At 70.0% G+C, this 22020-nt stretch carries 23 protein-coding genes and 1 pseudogene; 14 read left to right on the top strand and 10 right to left on the bottom strand.

Annotated features, from left to right (window positions below; translation table 11 throughout):
• The first annotated feature begins 160 nt into the window (after positions 1-160).
• The 3 genes from AOK01_RS01225 (at position 161) to AOK01_RS01215 (ending at position 2110) form a co-directional block, all read left to right on the top strand.
• Entirely contained in the window at positions 161-748 is a 588-nt protein-coding gene (locus AOK01_RS01225) for a 50S ribosomal protein L25/general stress protein Ctc (RefSeq protein WP_055507415.1), read from the top strand.
• Positions 749-850: 102 nt separating this feature from the next.
• Positions 851-1480, top strand: a complete 630-nt coding sequence (gene pth / locus AOK01_RS01220; protein ID WP_055507413.1) for an aminoacyl-tRNA hydrolase — start codon at positions 851-853, stop codon at positions 1478-1480.
• Positions 1481-1609: 129 nt separating this feature from the next.
• Positions 1610-2110: a hypothetical protein gene (locus AOK01_RS01215; RefSeq protein WP_055507411.1), complete on the top strand. Its 501-nt coding sequence runs from the start codon at positions 1610-1612 to the stop codon at positions 2108-2110.
• Between the two features lie 115 nt (positions 2111-2225).
• On the opposite strand, the gene ppc is transcribed toward AOK01_RS01215, so the two are convergent.
• A complete protein-coding gene (gene ppc, locus AOK01_RS01210; RefSeq protein ID WP_055507409.1) occupies positions 2226-4958 on the bottom strand; it encodes a phosphoenolpyruvate carboxylase in 2733 nt (910 codons plus the stop codon).
• 298 nt (positions 4959-5256) lie between these two features.
• Here ppc and AOK01_RS01205 point away from each other — a divergent pair, with 298 nt between their 5' ends.
• Genes AOK01_RS01205 through AOK01_RS01190 form a run of 4 tightly spaced genes read left to right on the top strand, consistent with a single transcriptional unit; the run spans position 5257 to position 7476 of the window.
• Complete coding sequence (locus AOK01_RS01205) at positions 5257-6267, top strand: acyl-CoA desaturase (protein WP_055507407.1); 1011 nt, start codon at positions 5257-5259, stop codon at positions 6265-6267.
• Complete coding sequence (locus AOK01_RS01200; protein WP_055507405.1) at positions 6264-6935, top strand: TetR/AcrR family transcriptional regulator; 672 nt, start codon at positions 6264-6266, stop codon at positions 6933-6935. Before AOK01_RS01205 ends, AOK01_RS01200 begins: the two co-directional genes overlap by 4 nt.
• A 41-nt stretch (positions 6936-6976) precedes the next feature.
• The gene (locus AOK01_RS01195) at positions 6977-7228 is read left to right on the top strand and encodes a type II toxin-antitoxin system Phd/YefM family antitoxin (protein WP_055507403.1); all 252 of its coding nucleotides are present in this window, start codon (positions 6977-6979) and stop codon (positions 7226-7228) included.
• Positions 7225-7476, top strand: coding sequence for a type II toxin-antitoxin system RelE family toxin (locus AOK01_RS01190; RefSeq protein WP_055507401.1), 252 nt, complete (start codon positions 7225-7227; stop codon positions 7474-7476). Before AOK01_RS01195 ends, AOK01_RS01190 begins: the two co-directional genes overlap by 4 nt.
• A 186-nt stretch (positions 7477-7662) precedes the next feature.
• Here the strand turns inward: AOK01_RS01190 and AOK01_RS44580 are convergent.
• Both AOK01_RS44580 and AOK01_RS01185 read right to left on the bottom strand, forming a co-directional pair.
• A pseudogene (locus tag AOK01_RS44580) lies at positions 7663-7773 on the bottom strand (glyoxalase); the annotation flags it as partial.
• Positions 7774-7824: 51 nt separating this feature from the next.
• On the bottom strand, positions 7825-8643 hold the full coding sequence (locus AOK01_RS01185; protein WP_055507399.1) for a trans-aconitate 2-methyltransferase: 819 nt from the start codon (positions 8641-8643) through the stop codon (positions 7825-7827).
• Positions 8644-8762: 119 nt separating this feature from the next.
• Here AOK01_RS01185 and AOK01_RS01180 point away from each other — a divergent pair, with 119 nt between their 5' ends.
• Positions 8763-9260: a MarR family winged helix-turn-helix transcriptional regulator gene (locus AOK01_RS01180; RefSeq protein WP_055507397.1), complete on the top strand. Its 498-nt coding sequence runs from the start codon at positions 8763-8765 to the stop codon at positions 9258-9260.
• Here the strand turns inward: AOK01_RS01180 and AOK01_RS01175 are convergent.
• The gene (locus tag AOK01_RS01175; RefSeq protein WP_055507395.1) at positions 9219-9998 is read right to left on the bottom strand and encodes a LuxR C-terminal-related transcriptional regulator; all 780 of its coding nucleotides are present in this window, start codon (positions 9996-9998) and stop codon (positions 9219-9221) included. The two genes, AOK01_RS01180 and AOK01_RS01175, sit on opposite strands and share 42 nt — an antisense overlap.
• 270 nt (positions 9999-10268) lie before the next feature.
• Between AOK01_RS01175 and AOK01_RS01170 the strand changes: the two genes are divergently transcribed.
• A complete protein-coding gene (locus AOK01_RS01170) occupies positions 10269-10712 on the top strand; it encodes a GNAT family N-acetyltransferase (protein WP_055507435.1) in 444 nt (147 codons plus the stop codon).
• A gap of 183 nt (positions 10713-10895) precedes the next feature.
• Here AOK01_RS01170 and galK read toward each other — a convergent pair whose 3' ends face one another.
• Genes galK through galT form a run of 3 tightly spaced genes read right to left on the bottom strand, consistent with a single transcriptional unit; the run spans position 10896 to position 14133 of the window.
• Positions 10896-12101 carry a galactokinase gene (gene galK, locus AOK01_RS01165; RefSeq protein ID WP_079103082.1) on the bottom strand — a complete coding sequence of 402 codons (1206 nt, stop codon included), beginning with the start codon at positions 12099-12101 and terminating at the stop codon, positions 10896-10898.
• The gene (gene galE / locus AOK01_RS01160; RefSeq protein ID WP_055507393.1) at positions 12101-13075 is read right to left on the bottom strand and encodes a UDP-glucose 4-epimerase GalE; all 975 of its coding nucleotides are present in this window, start codon (positions 13073-13075) and stop codon (positions 12101-12103) included. Before galE ends, galK begins: the two co-directional genes overlap by 1 nt.
• Positions 13072-14133 carry a galactose-1-phosphate uridylyltransferase gene (galT, locus tag AOK01_RS01155; RefSeq protein ID WP_055507391.1) on the bottom strand — a complete coding sequence of 354 codons (1062 nt, stop codon included), beginning with the start codon at positions 14131-14133 and terminating at the stop codon, positions 13072-13074. The genes galE and galT overlap by 4 nt, the downstream gene beginning before the upstream one ends.
• A 161-nt stretch (positions 14134-14294) precedes the next feature.
• Here galT and AOK01_RS01150 point away from each other — a divergent pair, with 161 nt between their 5' ends.
• The gene (locus AOK01_RS01150) at positions 14295-16025 is read left to right on the top strand and encodes a sodium:solute symporter family protein (protein ID WP_055507389.1); all 1731 of its coding nucleotides are present in this window, start codon (positions 14295-14297) and stop codon (positions 16023-16025) included.
• A 51-nt stretch (positions 16026-16076) separates the two neighbouring features.
• Positions 16077-16433 carry a hypothetical protein gene (locus tag AOK01_RS01145; protein WP_055507387.1) on the top strand — a complete coding sequence of 119 codons (357 nt, stop codon included), beginning with the start codon at positions 16077-16079 and terminating at the stop codon, positions 16431-16433.
• A gap of 140 nt (positions 16434-16573) precedes the next feature.
• On the opposite strand, the gene AOK01_RS01140 is transcribed toward AOK01_RS01145, so the two are convergent.
• Positions 16574-17431, bottom strand: coding sequence for a LysR family transcriptional regulator (locus AOK01_RS01140; protein WP_063792686.1), 858 nt, complete (start codon positions 17429-17431; stop codon positions 16574-16576).
• 88 nt (positions 17432-17519) lie between these two features.
• Between AOK01_RS01140 and AOK01_RS01135 the strand changes: the two genes are divergently transcribed.
• The 3 genes from AOK01_RS01135 (at position 17520) to AOK01_RS01125 (ending at position 19292) form a co-directional block, all read left to right on the top strand.
• Positions 17520-18278 carry an alpha/beta fold hydrolase gene (locus tag AOK01_RS01135; protein WP_055507383.1) on the top strand — a complete coding sequence of 253 codons (759 nt, stop codon included), beginning with the start codon at positions 17520-17522 and terminating at the stop codon, positions 18276-18278.
• A 187-nt stretch (positions 18279-18465) separates the two neighbouring features.
• Complete coding sequence (locus AOK01_RS01130; protein WP_055507381.1) at positions 18466-18840, top strand: peptidase inhibitor family I36 protein; 375 nt, start codon at positions 18466-18468, stop codon at positions 18838-18840.
• A 233-nt stretch (positions 18841-19073) separates the two neighbouring features.
• Positions 19074-19292, top strand: a complete 219-nt coding sequence (locus AOK01_RS01125) for a hypothetical protein (protein ID WP_055507431.1) — start codon at positions 19074-19076, stop codon at positions 19290-19292.
• Between the two features lie 33 nt (positions 19293-19325).
• Here the strand turns inward: AOK01_RS01125 and AOK01_RS01120 are convergent, their stop codons facing one another.
• Together AOK01_RS01120 and AOK01_RS01115 are read right to left on the bottom strand one after the other, a co-directional pair.
• Positions 19326-20027: a helix-turn-helix transcriptional regulator gene (locus tag AOK01_RS01120; protein ID WP_079103080.1), complete on the bottom strand. Its 702-nt coding sequence runs from the start codon at positions 20025-20027 to the stop codon at positions 19326-19328.
• 308 nt (positions 20028-20335) lie between these two features.
• A partial coding sequence (locus tag AOK01_RS01115; protein WP_245702023.1) for an outer membrane protein assembly factor BamB family protein occupies positions 20336-22020 on the bottom strand: 1685 nt, incomplete at its 5' end.

The following is a 22020-nucleotide window of genomic DNA, read 5'->3' as shown; positions in this document are numbered from 1 at the left end:
TCGATTTCTTGTACGGCCTCCCTGCCGCGTAAGCTGTCACAGTTGCTCGGCGAGGGAGGCCGCACTGTTCTGGTGCGGCTGTCCGTTATCGACGCGCTCTTCGTAGCAGGCCGATGGTGTGGCCGGGTGACTTTCTTCCCCTGTTCTACGAGGAGTGATCATGCCCGAGGTCAAGCTTGCCGCCGAGACGCGCACGGAGTTCGGCAAGGGTGCCGCCCGCCGTATCCGCCGTGAGAGCAAGGTTCCCGCCGTTGTCTACGGGCACGGTGGCGACCCGGTCCACATCACGCTGCCGGGCCACGAGCTCCAGCTCGCGCTGCGTACTCCGAACGTCCTGCTGACCCTGGACATCGAGGGCAAGTCCCAGCTGGCGATCCCGAAGGCCGTCCAGCGTGACGCCATCAAGGGCTTCCTTGAGCACGTCGACCTGCTGCTGGTGAAGAGCGGCGAGAAGGTCAGCGTCGAGGTGTACGTGCACACCGAGGGTGAGCTGGCCCCGGGTTCGTTCCTTCTTGAGCACGTGCTGAGCACGCTGCTGGTCGAGGCCGAGGCGACGCACATCCCCGAGTCGGTCACGGTGTCCATCGCGGGCCTGGAGGCCGGTGCGGCCATCCTCGCGAAGGACATCCCGCTGCCCGAGGGCACCACGCTGGTCACCGACGAGGACGCGGTCGTGCTGCAGGTGCTGGCCGCGCAGTCGGAGGAGCCCTCGGACGAGGCCGCGGGCGCCGAGTCCGCCGAGGCCTGATCCCGTACCGGATCACCGTTCGCCGGCCGCCGCCCCTTCGGGGGTGGCGGCCGGTGTGCATCCGCCGATCGTCGACGCTGTTCGACAACTGGTCAAGGACCCATGGGAGTAACGGACGTGACCTCGGAACCCTCGGTACCCTCGGAACCAAACGCCCCCTGGCTGATCGTGGGGCTCGGCAACCCCGGCCCCGACTACGCCATGAACCGCCACAACGTGGGCTTCATGGTGGCCGACCTCCTCGCCGGGCGGATCGGCGGCAAGTTCAAGCGGGCCGGCCGGGCGCAGGCCCAGGTGATCGAAGGGCGGGTCGGGCCGCCGGGTCCACTGAACCGCCGGGTGATCCTGGCCAAGCCGATGTCGTACATGAATCTGTCGGGCGGCCCGGTCACGGCCCTGCGCGACTTCTACAAGGTGCCGACGTCGAACGTCGTGGCCATCCATGACGAGCTGGACATCGACTACGGGGTGCTGCGGCTGAAGCTGGGCGGCGGCGACAACGGGCACAACGGCCTGAAGTCGATGACGAAGGCGATGGGTCCGGACTATCACCGGGTGCGTTTCGGCATCGGGCGCCCGCCGGGGCGTATGCAGGTGGCCGATTTCGTCCTGAAGGACTTCGCGTCGGCGGAGCGCAAGGAGCTGGACTACTTCGTGGACCGCGCGGCGGACGCGACGGAGGCTCTGGTGATCGAGGGGCTTGAGCGGGCGCAGTCGACGTACAACTCGTGACGAGGGGCTGTCCGCTTTCCCGCCAGGTCCGTACAACACGGGACTTGTCCCCCGCCCAAGTCCGTCTGAGTCCCTTCTGAGTCCCGTCCGAGTTGACCGGGTGCAGGGCCATGGCCAAGGATCGCCGCCATGCCGTCCCATGCCTCCCGTCGGAACCCGGACCGTCGGAACCCGACCGTCGCGCTGCGGTTCGGGCAGCTCGCGGCGATGGGTACGGTCGCGGTGCTGATCCTGATCGCGGGCGTCTGGGCCTCCTGGGGCACCGCCCAGCACGTGATGCTCAGCCAGGGCCGTGAGCGCGGCACGATGACGGTCACCCGGTGTGCCGAGGACCGGTGTTCCGGGCCGTACCGGCCGACGTCGGCGGGGTCCACGGCGCGGGACCTGGTCGTCCTCGACAGTGACGTGGCGGTGGAGAAGGGTCACTCCTACCCGGTCGTGGTGAAGCCCGGCAGTGACGACGTCGTCCGTACGGGGGCCGGTGGCCTGCTCTATGCCTGGGTGCCGTTGGGAGGCGCGCTGATGCTCGCCTCGGTGGTGGTGGCGGGCGGGCTGCGGCTGACCCGGCTGGCGTGGGCGCTGGGCGGAGCGGGCCTGGCGTTGGTCACGGCGGCGTTCCTGGCTCTTTGACCCCGCCCCGTACGCGTACATACGCGTAGTAGTACGCAGCGCACGCCGGAAGGCGCCTGCGCGGCCCTGTTCGGGTCCGCGCAGGCGCCTTCTCCTTGACGCACGTGGGGGTCGGTCAGCCGGTGTTGCGCAGGCCTGCCGCCACGCCGTTGACCGTGAGGAGCAGGGCGCGGGACAGCAGGGGGTCCGGCTCGGAGCCGGCCGCGGCGGCGTCGCGCTGGCGCTTGAGGAGGGCCACCTGGAGGTAGGAGATCGGGTCCAGGTAGGCGTCGCGGATGGTGAAGGTCTGCTTGAGCACCGGCTGGGCGTCGAGGAGTCCGGGTTCGCCGGTGATGCGCAGCACCTCCCGGACGGTCAGTTCGTGCTCGGCCTGGATGGTGGCGAACACGTGCTTGAGTTCGTCGGGGACCAGGGTGTCGACGTAGTGGCCTGCGATGCGCAGGTCCGTCTTGGCGAGGGTCATCTCGACGTTGGAGACGAAGTTGCGGAAGAAGTGCCACTGCTCGTGCATTTCTTCGAGGACGCTGTCGAGGCCGGCCTCGCGCAGTGCCTTGAGGCCGGCGCCGACGCCGAACCAGCCGGGGACGATCTGCCGCGACTGGGTCCAGCCGAACACCCACGGGATCGCCCGCAGTCCGTCGAGGCCGGCTCCGGAGTCGGGTCGGCGGGAGGGACGGGAGCCGAGGTGGAGGTCAGCCAGCTGGTCGACGGGGGTGGCGGCGAAGAAGTACGCCGGCAGGTCCGGGTCCTCCACCAGGCGGCGGTAGGCGGCCTCCGCGGCCTCGGAGACGACGTCCATGGCGGCGTCCCAGCGGGCGAGGGCCTCGTCGGACTGGCGGGGAGCGGTGTGCAGCGCGGACGCCTGCAGCGTGGCCGCGACCGTGAGCTCCAGGTTCTCCCGGGCCAGGGACGGCACGAGGTACTTGTCGGAGATGACCTCGCCCTGTTCGGTGACCTTGATCTCGCCTTCCAGGGTGCCCCAGGGCTGGGCGAGGATCGCGTCGTGGGAGGGGCCGCCGCCGCGGCCGACGGTGCCGCCGCGGCCGTGGAAGAGGCGCAGTCGTACGCCGTAGCGGTGGGCCACGTCGCGCAGGCGGCGCTGGGCGCGGTGGATCTCCCACTGGCTCGTGGTGATGCCGCCGAACTTCGACGAGTCGGAGTAGCCGAGCATGACTTCCTGCACGTCTCCGCGCAGGGCCACGAGCCGCCGGTAGGACGGGTCGGACAGCATGTCCTCAAGGATGGTGTCGGCGGCCTTGAGTTCGTCGGTCGTCTCCAGGAGGGGCACGATGCCGATCTTGGCCCAGCCGGCGTGCAGGTCGAGGAGTCCGGCCTCGCGGGCCAGTACGGCGGCGGCGAACACGTCGTCGGCGCCCTGGCACATGGAGATGATGTACGACTCGATGACCTCGGGTCCGAAGACGCCGAGGGCCTTCTTGACGGTCTCGAAGACGCCGAGGGTCTTCGACCCGGCGGCGTCGAGCGGCGCCGGGGTGGGTCCGAGGGGCCGCCGGGAGCGCAGTTCCTTCGCCAGCAGCTTGTGCCGGTACTCGCGCGGCATGTCCTCGTAGCGCCAGGTCTCCTCGCCGAGCCGGTCGAAGAGCTGCCCGAGGGCGTGGTGGTGGGCGTCGGCGTGTTCGCGTACGTCCATGGTGGCGAGCTGGAGCCCGAAGGCGGCGAGCGTGCGGATCGTACGGTCCATGCGGCCGTCGGCGAACAGGGCGCCGCGGTGCTCGCGCAGCGAGGTCTGGATGAGCTTGAGGTCCTGGAGCAGCTCGGCGGTGCCGAGGTAGTCGCGGCCGTCCTCGTGCGGGATGCCCTTGGCCAGGCGCTCCTTGGTGTTCTCCAGCTTCTGCCGGATGCAGGTGGCCTTGAGGCGGTAGGGCTCCTCGGAGTTGAGGCGCTTGTAGCGGGGGCTGATCTCGGGGAGCTGTTCCAGGTCGGCCTGGAGGGAGGTGAGCAGTTCCTCGGTGGCGCCGGTGTAGCGGATGGAGTTGGAGAGGAAGCCGCGCAGTTCGTCGATCAGTTCGAGCGCGTCGTTGATGCCGTGCTCGTGCTGGAGGATCAGGACGTCCCAGGTGACCTGGGGGGTCACGTTCGGGTTGCCGTCGCGGTCGCCGCCGATCCAGGTGCCGAAGGTGAGGGGGCGGGTCTCGTCGGGGAGCTGGACGCCGACGCGATCCAGTTCCGCGGTGAGGTCCTCCAGGACGTCTCCGACGGCGCCGGCGTGCAGCTCGTCGAGGTAGTAGATGGCGTTGCGCGCCTCGTCGGCCGGTTCGGGGCGTACGACGCGCAGCTCGTCGGTCTGCCAGACGAGGTCGATGTTCTCGGCCAGCCGGGTGTCGTAGCGGCGCCGGTCGGCTTCGATGACCGGGGTCTCCAGCAGGGCGGCGATGCGGCGCAGCTTGTTGAGGACGGAGCGCCTGGCCGCCTCGGTGGGGTGGGCGGTGAAGACGGGGCGGACGTTGAGGTTCTTGACGCTGGCGCGCAGGTGTTCGGGGTCGGCGTCCTTGAGCCGGTCCGCCGTTCGGGCGAGGAGTCCGCCTTCGGCGGCGCGCCGGGCGCGCAGTTCGCGGCCCCGGTGCACCTGTTCGGTGACGTTCGCGAGGTGGAAGTAGGTGGAGAAGGCGCGGACCAGTTTGGCCGCGGTCTCCAGTTCCGTGCCGCGCAGCAGCTCGGCGGCGGCTTCGCCGTCCTCCCGGGTGAGGCGGCGGACCTTTTCGACCAGTTCGAGGAGTTCGGGGCCCTCTTGCCGTACGAGGGTCTCGCCCAGCAGATCGCCCAGGCGGCGGATGTCGGCGCGCAGCTCACTGCCGGTTGTCGTGGTCTGGTCGTCGGCACTGCTCACAGGTGCGGCTCCTTGCAGTGTTGAAGCTCGTCTGGAGGGGAACCCGGTTGCCCGGGACGGCGGGCGCCGCGTCAGCGGCTGGGCATCCGGGAATGGAACAGAGCGGACCGCGCTGTCCGACCGAGACCAAGGATAGGTGTCCATCCGGTGGCACGGTCTCTGGGGCTCTTGCCCCGGGTCGACGCGCTGCCATACTTACGATGCCGTAGGTTACGGAACCGTAGGCGCTGTTTCCGGCTATCCGCAGGCGCGGTTACCAGCCACAATTCACAACCCTCGACCCCACAGGGGACGCTTCATGACCGTGAGTTCCGATGTGACCGATGACGCCCCGAAGGCGCGCGACGACTCCTCACCTCCCTCCGCCACGCTGGGCGGCGAGCAGAAGCGCTCGATCGAGCAGATCACTCTTCTCCTCTTCATCACGGTTCCCTTCCTGGCCGTTCTCGCGTCGGTACCGCTGGCCTGGGGCTGGGGCGTGAGCTGGCTGGACCTGAGCCTGCTGGTGTTCTTCTACTACCTGGGCTGCCACGGGATCACGATCGGGTTCCACCGCTACTTCACGCACGGCGCCTTCAAGGCGAAGCGCCCGCTGCGTATCGCGCTGGCGATCGCCGGCTCGATGGCCGTCGAGGGGCCCCTGGTCCGCTGGGTGGCCGATCACCGCAAGCACCACAAGTTCTCCGACGCCGAGGGCGACCCCCACTCGCCGTGGCGTTTCGGTGAGACCGTTCCGGCGCTGATGAAGGGCCTGTGGTGGGCGCACATCGCCTGGATGTTCGACGAGGAGCAGACGCCGCAGGAGAAGTACGCGCCGGACCTGATCAAGGACAACGCGATCCGTACGATCTCGCGCCAGTTCCTCCTCTGGGCGGCCCTGTCCCTCTCCCTTCCGGCGCTGATCGGCGGCCTGGTGACGATGTCCTGGTGGGGCGCGTTCACCGGCTTCTTCTGGGGCTCGCTCGTACGGGTGGCGCTGCTGCACCACGTGACGTGGTCGATCAACTCGATCTGCCACGCGGTCGGCAAGCGCCCCTTCAAGTCGCGTGACCGCTCGGGGAACGTCTGGTGGCTGGCCGTGCTGTCCTGCGGCGAGTCCTGGCACAACCTCCACCACGCGGACCCGACATCCGCCCGGCACGGCGTGGAGCGCGGCCAGGTGGACTCGTCGGCCCGCCTCATCCGCTGGTTCGAACGCTTCGGCTGGGCGTACGACGTGCGCTGGCCGTCACGCTCGCGTATCGATTCCCGCCGCAACCCGGACGGGAAGGGCGCCCGCGGCAGGGCGAAGACGGTCGAGGCTGCATGATTGACGGCGTGGCCGACTCCAGCACACCCAGCAATGAAAAACCGCGGCGCGCCCGCCGCACCCGGATGACCGGTGCGGAACGGCGCGCCCAGCTGCTGGAGATCGGCCGCACCCTCTTCGCGCAGAAGGGCTTCGAGGCGACGTCGGTGGAGGAGATCGCGGCGAAGGCCGGCGTCTCCAAGCCGGTGGTCTACGAGCACTTCGGCGGCAAAGAGGGCCTGTACGCGGTAGTGGTCGACCGCGAGATGCGCCGCCTGCTGGACGGGGTGACCAGCTCCCTCACGGCCGGCCACCCCCGCGAGCTCTGCGAGCAGGCGGCGTTCGCCCTCCTCGACTACATCGAGGAGTACACGGACGGCTTCCGCATCCTGGTCCGCGACTCCCCGATCCCCCAGTCGACGGGCAGTTTCGCGTCCCTGATCTCGGACATCGCCACGCAGGTGGAGGACATCCTGGGCCGCGAGTTCAAACGCCGCGGCTTCGACCCGAAACTCGCCCCGCTGTACGCCCAGGCCCTGGTCGGCATGGTCGCCCTCACGGGCCAGTGGTGGCTGGACGTCCGCCGCCCGAAGAAGGCGGAGGTGGCGGCCCACCTGGTCAACCTGGCCTGGCACGGCCTGGACGGCCTGGAGGCGAAGCCTCGCCTGATAGGCCGCAGAAAGAATTAGTAAACCAACCACAAGGTCAACCTTGTGGTACGTATACACCCATGACTGAGATTTCGATCAGCGAGGCCCGTTCCCAGCTCGGCGACCTGGTCCGGCGGGCGGCCCACGGCCGGGAGACCATCGCCCTCACCGACCACGGCCACGTGGCGGCGCTCCTCGTCTCCCCCCAGGTCATAGAGGATCTCGAAGACTCTCTCGCTGTCGCCGACTACCAGCGCCGCAAGGCCGAGGGGACATTGGGAGAGGGCATCCCTCACGAGGAAGTCGGTCGCATCCTGGGGCTGCGCCCGTGACCTACCGCATCACCTGGGAACCGCGCGCCACGAACGCGGCCGTACGGTTCCTCAAGGACGATCCCGCGGGGCTCGCCACCGTCTACGAAGCCGTCGACACCCTCGCCAAGGCGCCACGCCCCACCAACTCCATCCCGTACGGTTCTCCCAACCTCCGCCGCCTGCACCTGGGCGACTACCGCGTCCTCTACATGATCGACGACGACGTGATCCGCATCCTGGTCACCCACCTGGGCCGCACGCCTTAAGCCTCGCCCGCCCCACGCCCCCGCAGCCGCCGTACGACCGGGCGGGGGCGTGCCGGTATGTCACAGCCCGCCGCCTAGGGCTCCCGCAAAGAACCCGCACCTCCCGGCACCGGGCCGTACGCCCGGTTGCGGCGGGTTGGACGTACCGGCGCGCCCCCGCCCCACCCACCGGCCGGCAGGCGACGGCTACGCCCCGCGAACCGGCTCCAGGAACTCCAGCCGATTGCCCACCGGATCCTCCGAGTAGAACCGACGGTGGCCCGGCAGCCCGTCGTCCCAGGTCACCGCCGCGCCTCGCTGCCAGGCGGAGCCGCGAGCTGGACGTGGTCGACGGTGGTGATCATCCGGTCAGCCGGCCTTCCGTGCCACCGCGAACAGCCTGCGGAACGGGAGGACCGTGCCGTATTCCGCAGCCGGGTAAGCCGTGCGCAGCAGGTCCCGGTATTCGGCCGTGAAGGCGTCCGACGCCTCCGGGTCGTCGGCGAGAGCCGTGAGGACGGGTCGCATCCCCGTGCCCTTGGACCAGTCGAGAACCGCGTCCTCACCGGCCAGGACCTGCATGTACGTCGTCTCCCATACATCCACCTCACACCCGAGCCACGCCAGCCGGTCCAGATAGACGAGCGGCGCGTGCACCGAGTCGGCGCGCCGCAGGACCCCGTCCAGGCGACCCCTCCAGCGGGCGGAGGCGGCGAGTTCGCGCATCAGGGTGTGCAGGGGCGCGTCGATGTTGTCGGGCACCTGGAAGGCGAAGGCGCCGCCCGGCGCCACCGCGTCGAGCCAGGAGCCGAACGCCTCCAGATGTCCCGGCACCCACTGCAGCGCGGCGTTCGAGGCGATCAGGTCGTACGTCCCCGTGGGCGCCCAGTCCGTGAGGTCCGCGTGGGCGAAGTCGAGCCGGCCACCGCCCGCCGTCGGACCCGCGTGCGCCTCGGCCCCGGCCAGCATCTCCGGGGAGTTGTCGTACCCCGTGATGTGCGCGGCCGGCCAGCGCTCGGCGAGCTGGACGGTGACGTTGCCGGGCCCGCAGCCCAGGTCGGCGATGCGGGCCGGGTCGCCGGGCAGGGCGGGAACGCGGGCGAGCAGCTCGGCGAAGGGCCGGGCGCGATGCGATGCGTGGCGCAGGTACTGGCCCGGGTCCCAGGTGGGCGTGGGGGCGGCAGGCATCGGGGGCCTCCTCGAAGTCAGGGCGAGCGGTGACTCCACCCTCACACCGCAACTCTCTCGACGTCAAGAAGCTTCACACCAAGAGACTTCATGTCGACACAACCACTACACTGATCGCCATGGAGGACGAGGTCGATCGGCTGGTCGCAGCATGGCGCCGGGAGCGCCCCGACCTCGACGTGGAACCGCTGGAGGTACTCAGCCGCGTGAGCAGGCTCGCGCGGCATCTGGACCGCGCACGGCGGATCGCGTTCGCCGAGCACGCCCTTGAGCCCTGGGAGTTCGACGTGCTCACCTCACTGCGGCGGGCCGGCGCCCCGTACCAGCTCTCCCCCGGTCAGCTTCTCACCCAGACCCTCGTCACCTCGGGCACGATGACGAACCGTATCGACCGGCTCGCGAAGAAGAGCCTCGTCGAGCGGCTTCCCGACCCCAGCGACCGCCGCGGCGTGCTCGTACGCCTCACCGAAGAGGGCCGTGACCGCGCCGACCAGGCACTCGCCGGACTCCTCGAACAGGAGCGGGCGCTCCTCGCGGAGCTCAGCGGAGCCCAGCGCGGTGAACTGGCCGGGCTGCTACGCCAGTTGACCGCCCCGTTCGACAACATCCCCGGCTAGGTCGGCCGGCCCGACCCCGGCCCGGCGGGCGAGCGCCACGGCCGCGAGGGTCGAGTGCACGCCCAGCTTCCCCAGCACGTTCTGCATATGGGTGCGGACCGTGTGCGGGGAGAGGAACAGCCGCTCGGCGACGGCCTTCCGCCCCAGCCCGGCCACCATGCAGCGCAGCACCTCGCGCTCGCGCGGCGTCAGCGACTCCACCAGCCGCTCGCTCTCGGTGCGGTGCTTGCGGGCGGCGGTCAGTTCGCGCAGGACGCCGGTGAGCAGGGCGGGCGGCAGGTGCGTCTCGTCCCGCAGCACGCCGCGGATGACGGTCAGCAGCCGGGACAGCGAGCAGTCCTTGGCGACCCAGCCCGAGGCGCCCGCCTGCAGCGCGAGCGCCGCACGGCGCGAGTCGTCCTTCTCGGCGAGCACGACGATACGGACGCCGGGCTGGCCCGAACGGACGCCCGCGACCAGCGAGATGCCGTCGACCAGGCCCTCTTCGCTGTTGTCGGGCACGGGCACCGGCACCGGCACGGCCGGCCGGACGCCCGGCACATTGCCGCCGAGGTCGGCGTCGACGAGCAGTACGTCGAATCTGCGGCCTTCCGTGACCGCCCGCTCCATGCAGCGCAGCGCGGCAGGACCGCTGCCGGCCGCGGATACGTCGACGTCGGGCTCGGCGGCCAGGGCCGCCGCGAGCGACTCGGCGAAGATACGGTGGTCGTCGACGACCAGAACACGGATGCGAACCACTGAAACCCCCACTGGTCGGGGGACGGACCGGCGCAGGTACGGCGCCCGAGGTGATCCCGAGCCTCCTGTCGACTCGGAAAACGGGGTGCCGCAGCCGCACGGCCGCCGCCGTGCTGGAACTGCTACCCCCACTTCGGGCGTCGTACCCGACTGTCTCGCCCCCTGATCAGCACCGGCCCCCACCGGCGCTGCTCATCAGGGTAAGGCCGTACGACAGGAGCGGAAGGTAATTTGCAGAACTGATTGGCCAGGGCGTTTATGGTGAGCCGTATGTTTCGTATCGAGACAGAAGTCGACAAGGAACGTAGCCAATTCCTACGGTCCCGGCTGCGGGCGACGAACACGGCCGCCTCTCCCGTACTGCGTGCTCTGCGCGGCACCCCCGGCGAACGTGAAGTCCCGCTCCACGTATGGGCGTTGGATCCGGACGGCGAGGTCGCGGGTGGGCTGGTCGGGCACACCTGGACGACGTGGCTGCATGTCGCGTACCTGTGGGTCGACGCACCGCACCGCGGGGCCGGGCTCGGGACGCGGCTGCTGTCGCGGGCGGAGGACGTGGCCCGTACATCCCGGGGTTGCCGCGGCTCCCGGCTGGAGACGTGGGACTTCCAGGCGCCGGACTTCTACCGGAAGCAGGGGTACGAGGTGGTGTGCGTGATCCCGGACTACCCACCGGGGATCACGGAGTACACGCTGACGAAGCGGCTGGCTTGACCTGCTCTGTTTTCGCCCCCGCCGCCCCTACCCTTCCCGTCCTTTCTGGGGGCTGCGCCCCCAGACCCCCGCATCGGCTGGTAGTTCAGCCCCTCCGGCGTTTGAGGAGCGGGGGTTCGGGGGCAGCGCCCCCGAGTAGGTGACGGGAACGGGTAGGGGCAGCTAGGGCGAAACAAACCCCGCTCAGACCACCCGCCGCGCCCCCTCCGAAGGCACCGCCAAAAACACCCGCGGCGCCGTGTACCCCGCCGCCGCGAACGCCTCCTCGACCGCCTTGGTGACCGTGTCGGCGTCCGCGGTCTCGACCAGGACGACCGCCGAGCCGCCGAACCCGCCGCCCGTCATCCGCGCGCCGAGCGCCCCCGCCTCGTTCGCGGTGGCGACCACCAGGTCCAGCTCCGGGCAGGAGATACGCAGGTCGTCGCGGAGGGAGGTGTGGCCGGCCGTGAGGACGGGGCCGATCGCCCGGACGTCGCCCGCGTCGAGCAGCGCGATGACCTCGTCCACCCGGTGGTCGTCCGACACCACGTGGCGTACGTACCGGCGTACGCGCTCGTCGGAGAGGCGGGCCAGCGCCGCGTCGAGGTCCTCGTACGGGAGGTCGCGCAGGAAGGGGACGCCGAGCTGCCGGGCGCCCTCCTCGCAGCCCTCCCGGCGCTCCGCGTACGCGCCGTCGCCCAGCGCGTGCTTGACGCGGCTGTCGACGACCAGGAGCTGCAGTCCCTGCGCGGGCAGGTCGAAGGGGATCTGCCGGATGGACAGGTCACGGCAGTCGAGGTGGAGGGCGTGGCCCTCCGTGGCGCAGGCGGACGCCGTCTGGTCCATGATCCCGCAGGGCACGCCGACGAAGTCGTTCTCGGCCCGCTGGGAGATCCGGGCCAGCTCGGGCCGCGTGAGGCCGAGTTCGAACAGGTCGTTCAGGGCCAGCGCCGTCACCACCTCCAGCGCCGCCGAGGAGGACAGGCCCGCGCCCGTCGGGACGGTCGAGGCGAGGTGGATGTCCGCGCCGGTGACGGCGTGCCCGGCCTCGCGCAGCACCCAGACGACACCCGCGGGGTAGGCCGCCCAGCTCGTGTTCGTCAGCGGGGCCAGCTCATCGACGTGCAGTTCGACGACCGGGCCCTCGATGTCGGCCGAGTGGAGGCGCAGTACGCCGTCGTCGCGCCGCGAGAACGCCGCCACCGCCGTGTGCGGCAGCGCGAGCGGCATGACGAAGCCCTCGTTGAAGTCGGTGTACTCACCGATCAGGTTGACCCGGCCGGGAGCCGCCCAGACCCCTTCCGGGGCCGCCCCGTACAGCTTCTCGAAGCCGTCCCTGACCTGCTGCTCCGGCCCCGCTGCCGGCTGCTCCGCCTGCCCTGCCGACTGATCCGCCTGCTGTGCCCCCACTAGTGCTCCTCCGCCTTTGCGATGTTCTGCGCGAACTCCCACGCGTCCGCGACGATGTCCGCGAGATCCGCGCGGGACGGGTTCCAGCCGAGCCGTTCGCGGGCCGTGGCGGCGGAGGCGACGAGGATCGCCGGGTCGCCCGCCCTGCGCGGGGCCGCGGCCTCGGGGATCGGGTGCCCCGTCACCCGGCGGACGGTCTCGACGACCTCGCGGACCGAGAAGCCGTTGCCGTTGCCGAGGTTGCAGATCAGGTGCTCGCCCGGCTGCGCGGCGGCGACCGCCAGCAGGTGCGCCTCCGCGAGGTCGGCCACGTGGATGTAGTCGCGGACGCAGGTGCCGTCCGGCGTCGGGTAGTCGTCGCCGTAGACCGAGATGGCGTCGCGGCGGCCCTGGGCGACCTGGAGGACCAGCGGGATGAGGTGCGACTCGGGGTCGTGCCGCTCACCGCAGGTGCCGTACGCGCCCGCCACGTTGAAGTAGCGCAGCGACACCGCCGCGAGTCCGTGCGCGGCGGCCTCGCCGGTGATCATGTGGTCGACGGCGAGCTTCGAGGCGCCGTACGGGTTGGTGGGGAGCGTCGGCGCGGACTCGACGATCGGGGTCGTCTCCGGCTCGCCGTACGTCGCCGCCGTGGAGGAGAAGACCAGCTTGCGGACGCCCGCCTCGCGCATCGCCGCGAGCAGGGCCATCGTGCCGCCGACGTTGTTGTCCCAGTACTTCTCGGGCTTCACGACCGACTCGCCCACCTGCGAGAACGCGGCGAAGTGGAGCACCGCGTCGAACGTGGGGTCGAGCCACTTGGCGGCGTCGCGGATGTCGCCCTCGATGAAGGAGGCGCCCGCCGGGACGCCCTCGCGGAAGCCGGTGGAGAGGTTGTCGAGGACGGTCACCTCGTGGCCCGCCTCCAGCAGGTGCTGCGCGACCACGCTGCCCACATAGCCCGCACCGCCGGTGACCAGGTACTTCCCACTCATGAACTCGCTACCTCTCGCAGTCGCTGGGCCGCGGTCTCCGGCGGCACGTCGTTGATGAACACGCTCATGCCGGACTCGGAACCCGCGAGGAACTTCAGCTTGCCGGACGTACGGCGAATGGTGAAAAGCTCAAGGTGGAGCGCGAAGTCGTCACGCGCCACACCGTCGAACTCCTCCAGCGTGCCGAACGGCGCCTGGTGCCAGGCCGAGATGTACGGCGTCGGAGGCTCGCCTTCGCCGAAGATCCGGTCGAAGCGCCTCAACAGTTCCAGATAGACCTTGGGGAACTCTGTGCGCGCGCCCTCGTCCAGGCCCAGCAGATCGGGCACGCGGCGCCGCGGATACAGGTGCACCTCGTACGGCCAGTGCGCCGCGTACGGCACGAAGGCCACCCAGTGCTCGGTCTCCAGGACGACCCGCTCGCCGGCGAGTTCCCACTCCAGCACGGCGTCGAAGAGGTTCTCCCCGCCCGTCCCCTGCTTGTACGCCGCCACCGACCGGAGCATCAGGGCCGTTCGAGGCGTCGTAAACGGGTAGGCGTAGATCTGCCCGTGCGGGTGTCCGAGGGTCACACCGATCTCGGCGCCGCGGTTCTCGAAACAGAACACCTGCTCCACGGAGGGGAGATGCGACAACTCGGCCGTCCGGTCGGTCCACGCGTCGAGGACCAGACCCGCCTGCTCCTCGGTGAGCCGGGCGAAGGACGCGTCGTGGTCCGAGGTGAAGCAGACGACCTCGCACCGTCCCGCGTCCCCGGCCAGCGACGGGAAGCGGTTCTCGAACACCGCGACGTCGTACGAGGAGTCCGGGATCTCACTGAGCCGGTCGCCCTCGGAGGGGCACAGCGGGCATTCGTCGGCCGGCGGGTGGTAGGTGCGGGCCTGCCGGTGCGAGGCGACGGCCACCGCGTCACCGAGCAGCGGGTCGTGCCGTACCTCCGATGTGGTGACCGTCCGGCCGAGCGGGCGCCGGTCCACCGCGTCGCGCACCGTGTCGTCGCGCGAGTCGTAGTAGATGAGCTCACGACCGTCGGCCAGCCGGGTCGAGGTCTTCTTCACGCCGGACTCCTCATCCCTACCGAATCCCTACCCGATCGAATCCCTACCGATCGAACCAGCGGACAGGTCAACCAACAGAACCGAACACATCAAACCACAAACCCCCACGCACGTCACCACCACAACCAAACAAAGAACACCACGATTGAAGTGAGCGCTGTATGCAGACCCCCACAGATTCAGTCCTCGCGTCACCCGCGTCACCCGCGTCACCCGCATCGCCTACGTACCTGGCGGCGGAGCTGCGGCTTCCCACCAACTGGCTCGACTACACGATCCTGGCGATCTACTTCGTCGTCGTGCTCGGCATCGGGTTCGCCGCCCGCCGCTCGGTGAAGACCAGCCTCGACTTCTTCCTCTCCGGGCGTTCGCTGCCCGCCTGGGTGACCGGTCTGGCCTTCGTCGCCGCCAACCTCGGCGCGACCGAGATCCTGGGCATGGCCGCCAACAGTGCCCAGTACGGCGTCTACACCGTGCACTGGTACTGGATCGGCGCCATCCCCGCCATGGTCTTCCTGGGCCTGGTGATGATGCCCTTCTACTACGGCTCGAAGGTCAGGTCCGTACCCGAGTTCCTGCTGCTGCGCTTCGACAAGGGGGCGCATCTGCTCAGCTCCGTGCTGTTCGCCTTCGCCGCCGTCCTCATCGCGGGCGTGAACCTCTACGCGCTCGCCATCGTCGTCGAGGCGCTGCTCGGCTGGCCGGAGTGGGTGTCGATCGTCGTCGCGGGCGCCTTCGTGCTCGCGTACATCACCCTCGGCGGTCTGTCGTCCGCGATCTACAACGAGGTGCTGCAGTTCTTCGTCATCCTCGCCGCGCTCATCCCGCTCACGGTGCTCGGCCTGAAGAAGGTCGGCGGCTGGGACGGCCTGACCGACTCGCTGACGGCGAGCCACGGCGGCGACTTCACCACCGCGTGGGGCGGCACCGGCATCGGCAGCGCCAACCCGCTCGGCGCCAACTGGCTCACCATCGTGCTCGGCCTCGGCTTCGTGCTCTCCTTCGGCTACTGGACGACCAACTTCGCCGAGGTGCAGCGCGCCCTGTCCGCGAAGAACGCGTCCGCGGCCAAGCGCACCCCGCTCATCGCCGCGTTCCCGAAGATCTTCATCGTCTTCCTGGTGATGATCCCCGGGCTCGTCGCGGCCGTGCTCGTACCGAAGATCGGGACATCCGGCTCCGACCTCCAGTACAACGACGCGATCCCGTACCTGATGGAGGACCTGCTCCCCAACGGCGTCCTCGGCATCGCGGTGACGGGTCTGCTGGCGGCCTTCATGGCGGGCATGGCGGCCAACATCTCGTCCTTCAACACCGTCTTCACCAACGACATCTGGGGCAAGTACGTGAAGCGGGACGAGGAGGACGCGTACTACGTGCGCTTCGGCCGCCTCATCACGGCGATCGGGGTGCTGGCGTCGATCGGCACGGCATTCCTGGCCTCGTCGTTCTCCAACATCATGAGTTACCTCCAGACGCTGTTCTCCTTCTTCAACGTGCCGATGTTCGTCGTCTTCATCGTCGGCATGTTCTGGCGGCGCGCGTCCATGAAGTCCGGGTTCTGGGGGCTGCTCGCCGGCACCACGGCCGCGATGGTCAACTACTTCGTCCTCTACAAGCAGGACGTCATCGGCATCCCCTCCGACCAGGGCGCCAACTTCGTCTCGGCGATCGCCGGGTTCGTGGCCGGCGCGGTCGTCATGGTCGCCGTCTCGCTCTTCACCGCGCCGAAGCCGGCGAAGGAACTGCAGGGGCTGGTGTACGGGACGAGTTCACCCGGCATGGAGGAGCCGCCCGGTGAGGGCGACGACGCCTGGTACCGCAGGCCGGCCCTGCTCGGCTGGGGCGCGGTCATTCTGGCCGCCGCCTGCTACATCCCCTTCTCCTTCTGACGGCTCCCCCATCCGACGACTCCCCATCCGACGACCGGAGGACTGATCACCATGTCCCACCAGGAACACCCCGAGCGCCCCGAACACTCCGACCGCCCCGGGCACACCGGGCCCGCCGGGCAGTCCGAGCAGGACGTCCACCGCCAGGTCACCGAGCTGGAGGGCAAGTCCGTCACCGCGGCCCGGCTCTTCGACATCCGCCGCATCATCGGCGGCCTCTTCGTCATCTACGGGATCATCGTGACGATCGCCGGGATCACCGCGTCCGACGCCGACATCGACAAGTCGGAGGGCGTCAACATCAACCTCTGGACGGGCCTGGCCATGCTGGCCCTGGGCCTGTTCTTCCTGGCCTGGCTGTGGCTGCGGCCGGTGGCGCCACCGACACCGGCCGACGACGCGACATGACGACGTACGACGCGACGAACGTACGACGTGACGACGTGACCTAGTAACCGGCAGGGCCCGCGGCGGCGGACGAACGGGGGCGCCCCCGGGGTGTGCGGCCTACCGGACGGCCGTGCGGGGGTGCTCCCGGGGGCGACCTCTCACGCGGTGGCGTGCTGTACGAAGCGGGCGACCGCGGTCGATGTCTGCTGTTCCGGCCAGAGCAGTTGCAGGCGGGCCGGAGCCAGGCCTTCGACGCGGACGACGGCGACGCCCGTCAGCCGCGGGATCTCGTCCAGCATCGCCTGGGACAGGAAGGCGATGCCGGAGCCCGTCCGTATCTGCACCACCAGCTGCAGCAGGTCCTCGACCTCGGGGCCGGCCAGCGGCGCGAGGTCCAGCACGTAGTCGCGCTCCGCGGGAGGGCTGTCGGCCCAGCCGATCACCGGGTCGGGCAGCAGCTCGGCACGGTCGACGGTCTCCCGGTCGGCGAGCTTGTGCCCGGCGGGCAGCACCGCCAGCCGTTCATGGACGGCGAGCACCGCGCTGTCCAGGCCCTCGTCGTCGACTTCGCCGCTGACGAGAGCCAGCTCGGTCCCGCCCGAGCGCAGGATCGACAGCTGGGTACGCCAGTCCGCCATGACCGCCTCGGCCCGTTGCCCGGGGTGCGCCGCGGTGAACCCGCGGATCAGCTCCTGCAGGGCCTCGAACTCGCACGCGCGGGCGCTGATCCGTATCGGTGGCGCACCGTCGCCGGTCTCGCGGGCCTGCCACACGGCCGACGACACCTGCCGGTCGATGGCACGCGCACGCTCGGCCAGCACCTCACCGGCCTCGGTCAACACCGTCCCGCGGGGCCGCCGTTCGACCAGCGGAACCCCGACGGCCCGCTCCAGCGTGGCGATGGCCCGCGACAGGGCCGGCTGCGTCATCGTGAGCCGCTCGGCCGCCCGGGTGATGCCGCCTTCATCGGCGACCGCCACGAGATAACGCAGTTGACGTAGATCGACGTCACTCATCGACTCAGTCTGCCATGCCGTTGCGGCATGGCTTCCCATGCCCAGACGCGGCTGTCCCGACAGGCCGTCGCATCAGACAATCTGATCCATGACCATAGTGTTTCTCCACGGTGTCCCCGAATCGCCGGTCATCTGGAACGCTGTCCGCGGCCTACTCCCTGAAGAGAGCGTGGCACTGCGCCTGCCCGGCTTCGGCTCGGCCCGGCCGCCGGAGATCAAAGACAAGGACAGGTACGCCGACTGGCTGGCGGGCGAGTTACGAACCATCGGCGGCCCCATCGACCTCGTCGGACACGACTGGGGTGGCCACCTCGCCCTGCGCATGGTGACGGCCTACGACAGCGTGCCGGTCCGCAGTTGGGTCTGCGATGTCGCGTACGGCTGGCACCCCGACTACCAGTGGCACCCCGCCGCGGCGCTGTGGCAGAAGAGCCCGGAGGGCGAGCAGTCCCTCGCCGGCATACGAGCGGGCACGCCCGGCACGTTCGGCGAGCTGCTGCGCCCGCTGGGCATGACGGCCGAGTGCGGCGCCGACATCGACGCGGCCCACGGCGCAACGATGAGCGACTCGATCCTGGCCCTGTACCGCTCGGCGTGGCCGAACCTGCACAGCGACTGGGGCGCCTCCGTCACCGCGCCGATCGCCAAGCCCGGTCTGCTGCTGACCGCCCTGAACGGCCTGGACGGCGTCGACCAGGACGAGACGCTCGCACAGAACGCGGACATGGCCCGGGCGTTCGACGCGCGACTGGTGCCGCTCGAAGGACTGAGCCACTACTGGATGCTCCAGGCACCCGAACGGGCCGTGGAAACCCTGCGGAACTTCTGGGCGGAGGCGGCGTCGTAGGACCGCCGGTCGGGCAACCACCGGGAACTACCGGGCCGTTGCTCTTCTTTTGGAGATCAAGACCACATCACCTCGGTGAACCACCTGCGCGCGGAGACGGTCTTACGGCCGGATGCCCTCGCGAAGCGACAGCTGGAGGCGGCCACCATGACCGCGCTTACACGGGCAACAACGGGAAAGGTTACGCATGAAACTGGCAATCAAGACCGGGGTGCTGGGGGCAGTTCTCGCCGCCGCCGCCGTACTGACGGTTCCGGGAACCGCGTCGGCCGATGAACCCTTGACCCGCTGTGAAGAAGGCCAGATCTGCCTCTATGACGGCCACAACCTCACCGGGAGCAACCTGCAGCTCCAGTACGGGGTGGACACTCCCAACCTCGGCTGGACGTGGAACGACCGAGCCGGCTCGGTGTGGAACCGTGGCAGGGGGTTCGTCTGCATCTACACCGATGCCGACTACCACGGCTACCACTACACCATCGCGCCGGGTGAGAAGCAGGAACTTCTGTTCCTCTACGACAACGCAGTGAGCTCCCTTGAGTACGGTGGCTGCGGGGGCTGAGCCGGCTGCTTGGCCGAACGTCGGTGCGGGCCCGCACCAACGCGTGGAGCAACAGTCGCCACGGCCCCGCGATCCGGACGGATCGCGGGGCCGTCGGCGCGCCTGGGCGGCTGCTCCGCCTCCATCGCCCTGCCGCTCGCGGACGTGATCAGGAAGGGGATCGCCGAGTGACGGACGGCACGGGCGACATGAACGGCGCGAACCGCATGAACGGGATGGACCGGACGGACCGGATGGACAAGATCCCCGTCGTCGGCACGGTCGTTCGCGACGCCCGCCACGGCCGTGTCGGACGCGTCATGGGCCACGAAGGCCCGTACATCCAGCTGCGCCCGCTCGCCGGCGGCCGTGAATGGGACGCCGCCCCCGAACGCATCCGCGTCCTCACGTCGGACGAGCTGCTGAGCGTCCTCCTCGCCGACGCGAACGCCCGCAGAGGACAGTTCGGATGACGGCAGAGCCCCTCGCCCGGGCCGGTCCCGGGCCTACTGCCCCGACCCCGGTGCCGAGTTCGGTGGCTGCACCGGACCCGCCCGGTCCAGCAGCCCGGTACGGGCCGCCAGTGCCGCCGCCTCCAGGCGGGAGCCCACGCCCAGCTTCATCAGTACCCGCTGTACGTGCGTGCGGGCGGTGCTCGGAGCTATGCCCATGCCCGCCGCGATCAGTCGGGTGTCCTCGCCGTCCGCGACCCGGACCAGGACCTCGACCTCCCTCGGCGTCAGCATCTGGAGCAGCCGCTGGCCCTCGTCGTCGGGCTGCGCGGCCGGGTTGAGCAGCTCGCTGAAGGCGCTCTGCAGGAGCTGCGGCGCCACCGCGGCCTCCCCCGCGCGCGCCTTCATGATGGCCCGCTCGACACCTTCTATCCGCTCGTCGTGCCGTACGTATCCGGAGGCGCCGGCGGCGAACGCGGCGGCGATCCCGCGCGGGTTGGGCACCGGTCCGAGGACCAGCACCGCGACCTGCGGCCGCTCCCGCTTGATCCTCACCACCGGGTCGAAGATGCCCGGTTCGGCGGGCGTGGCCGTGCCGATCAGGCAGACCTCCGGCGCCCTCGTGATCACCAGCTCCGCCGCTCCCGCGGCAGGCGCGGCCGCGGCCAGCACGCGGTGCCCGCGCAGTTTCAGGGCCGAGGCCAGCGCCTCGGCGAGCAATCGGTGGTCGTCGACCACCATCAGCCGCACTCCCATCGAGCCCAACCCCCCAGTCCCCCCAAGGATCCACCCCTACTGGCCCTACTGGCACCTGGTACCCCATGGACAGGAGCCCCCCGGCTCTTCATCCCCCGGAAGCTACACGCTTGTTCGACGTTGCGCTTCCCCTACTGAAGAGAAGTGCCCCGGATCTCCGAAATTCCTCACATTCGCGAGCGATGGGGGGTACGAGTACGGCTCCGCCCCTGAGCAGGGACGGAGCCGTGACCGACGAGCGCACACATGATCGGCGTACCGGACCCCGCGCCGCCGTACCACCCGGCGCCGTACCACCCGGCGCCGTACTACTCGGCGCCGAAGCCGATCGCCGTGTAGTCCTTCTCGTCCTCCGAGTAGGGCGCGCTGACCAAGTCCTCGCCCATGAAGAGCCGGCCGGCGGTGTACAGCATCTCCGACGTCTTGGGCACCATCCCGCTGATCGCGCTGCGGACCTGGTCGGTGGCCGGGGTCTCCAGGAGCTTGGTCTCCTTGAAGGTCCCGCCGTCGATCGAGACGACCTGGGAGCCCTTGTCGTAGGGACCGCTCTTGTACGCGAGGACGTCGGTGCCGTCCATCCGGATCGGGAAGATCTCGTAGCCGTCGCCCGCGTCGGCGCGGTCGCTCGTGGGCTTGCCCGTGGCCAGCGAGAAGGACACGATCTCGTTGACGCGGCTGTACTGCTCGGAGCCCTCGTGCTGCTTGGTCGGCACGTACAGCTTGTCGTTGCCGACCGCGATCGACCTGCAGTTGTGGATCTTGTTCACACCGCAGTCGTGCTCGTACTTGCCGTCCGCGAGCGTGATCTTCGTACGCAGCTTGCCGCTGTCGTCCAGCGAGAAGATGTCGGTCGCGCCGGACGCGGTGATCTCTCCGGAGTCCACGCCGAAGACGACGGGCTTGGTGGAGATCACCTTCGCGTTGTCGATGCCCGCGGGGAGCTTGTAGCTCCACTTGACGGTGCCCGTCTTCGGGTCGAGCTGCTGGACCTCGTACTTCTCGTTGCCGTAGTCACCGCACTTGCGGACCGCGACGAGCTGCTCGCCGCCCGCGTAGCCGACGTCCTCGCACGTGCCGACCTTCGGCTGCCACAGGACCTTGCCGTTGCCGATGTCGAAGGCGGCGCCGCCGTCGAGGCCGGAGCCCGCCGCGACCGTGGTGCCGGTGATGCTGACCTCCTTGAACGCGGCCTTCTCACCGCCGCCCGGAGCCACGGACTTCGTCCAGAGCGCCTTGCCGGTGTTCACGTCGAAGGCCGTGACCTCGCTGCACTTGGGGTACGGGTCGGCCTTGGTACGCGGGGCGTCCTCCGCGACCACCACGGCGACGCCGTCCTTGGTGACCTCGGGGGAACCGGCGCAGGTCAGCCCCGTCAGCGGCAGGGACCAGGCCTCCTTGCCGGTGTCCGGGTCATGGCCGACGACCTTGCGCACGCCTGCCTTGGCGTACACCTTGTCCGTCAGCCAGGAACCCTCCACACTCCAGACGTCCTTCTTGGGGACCTCGGGCGCGGGCAGCTGGAAGAGGACCTTCGCGCCGGTGTTCGCCGGCACCTTCTCCGAGCCGCCTCCCCCGCCCCCGTCGTCGCCGCCGTCCGCGCCGTCCTTGCCGTCCTTGCCCTCGGTGCCGCCGGGACCCGCGGAGGTGTCCTTGTCGTCCTTGCCGGACGAGGACGAGCTCGCGTACCAGACACCGCCGCCGACGATCAGCGCGATCACCACCACGGCCGAGACGATGATCGCCGCCTGCGCGTTGAACTTCCGCCCGCCCTGCGAGGGCCCCGGCTGCATCGGCATGGTGGGCGGCTGCGGATAGCCGTAGCCGTACGGCTGTTGCGGCTGCCCCGGGTAGCCGTACCCCTGCTGCGGGGGCTGCTGGCCCGGGTAGCCGTAACCCGGCTGACCGGCCGGCGGCTGCGGGGCTCCCTGGGGGGCGCCGGGTGCCTGCGGATAGCCGTACGGCTGCTGCGGCGGGCCCGGCTGCCCGGCCGGGG

The sequence above is a fragment of the Streptomyces aurantiacus genome, assembly GCF_001418335.1.
Lineage (GTDB): Bacteria > Actinomycetota > Actinomycetes > Streptomycetales > Streptomycetaceae > Streptomyces > Streptomyces aurantiacus.
Note: the sequence above shows the minus strand (reverse complement) of the source record. Positions and strands in the feature narration are given on the sequence as shown.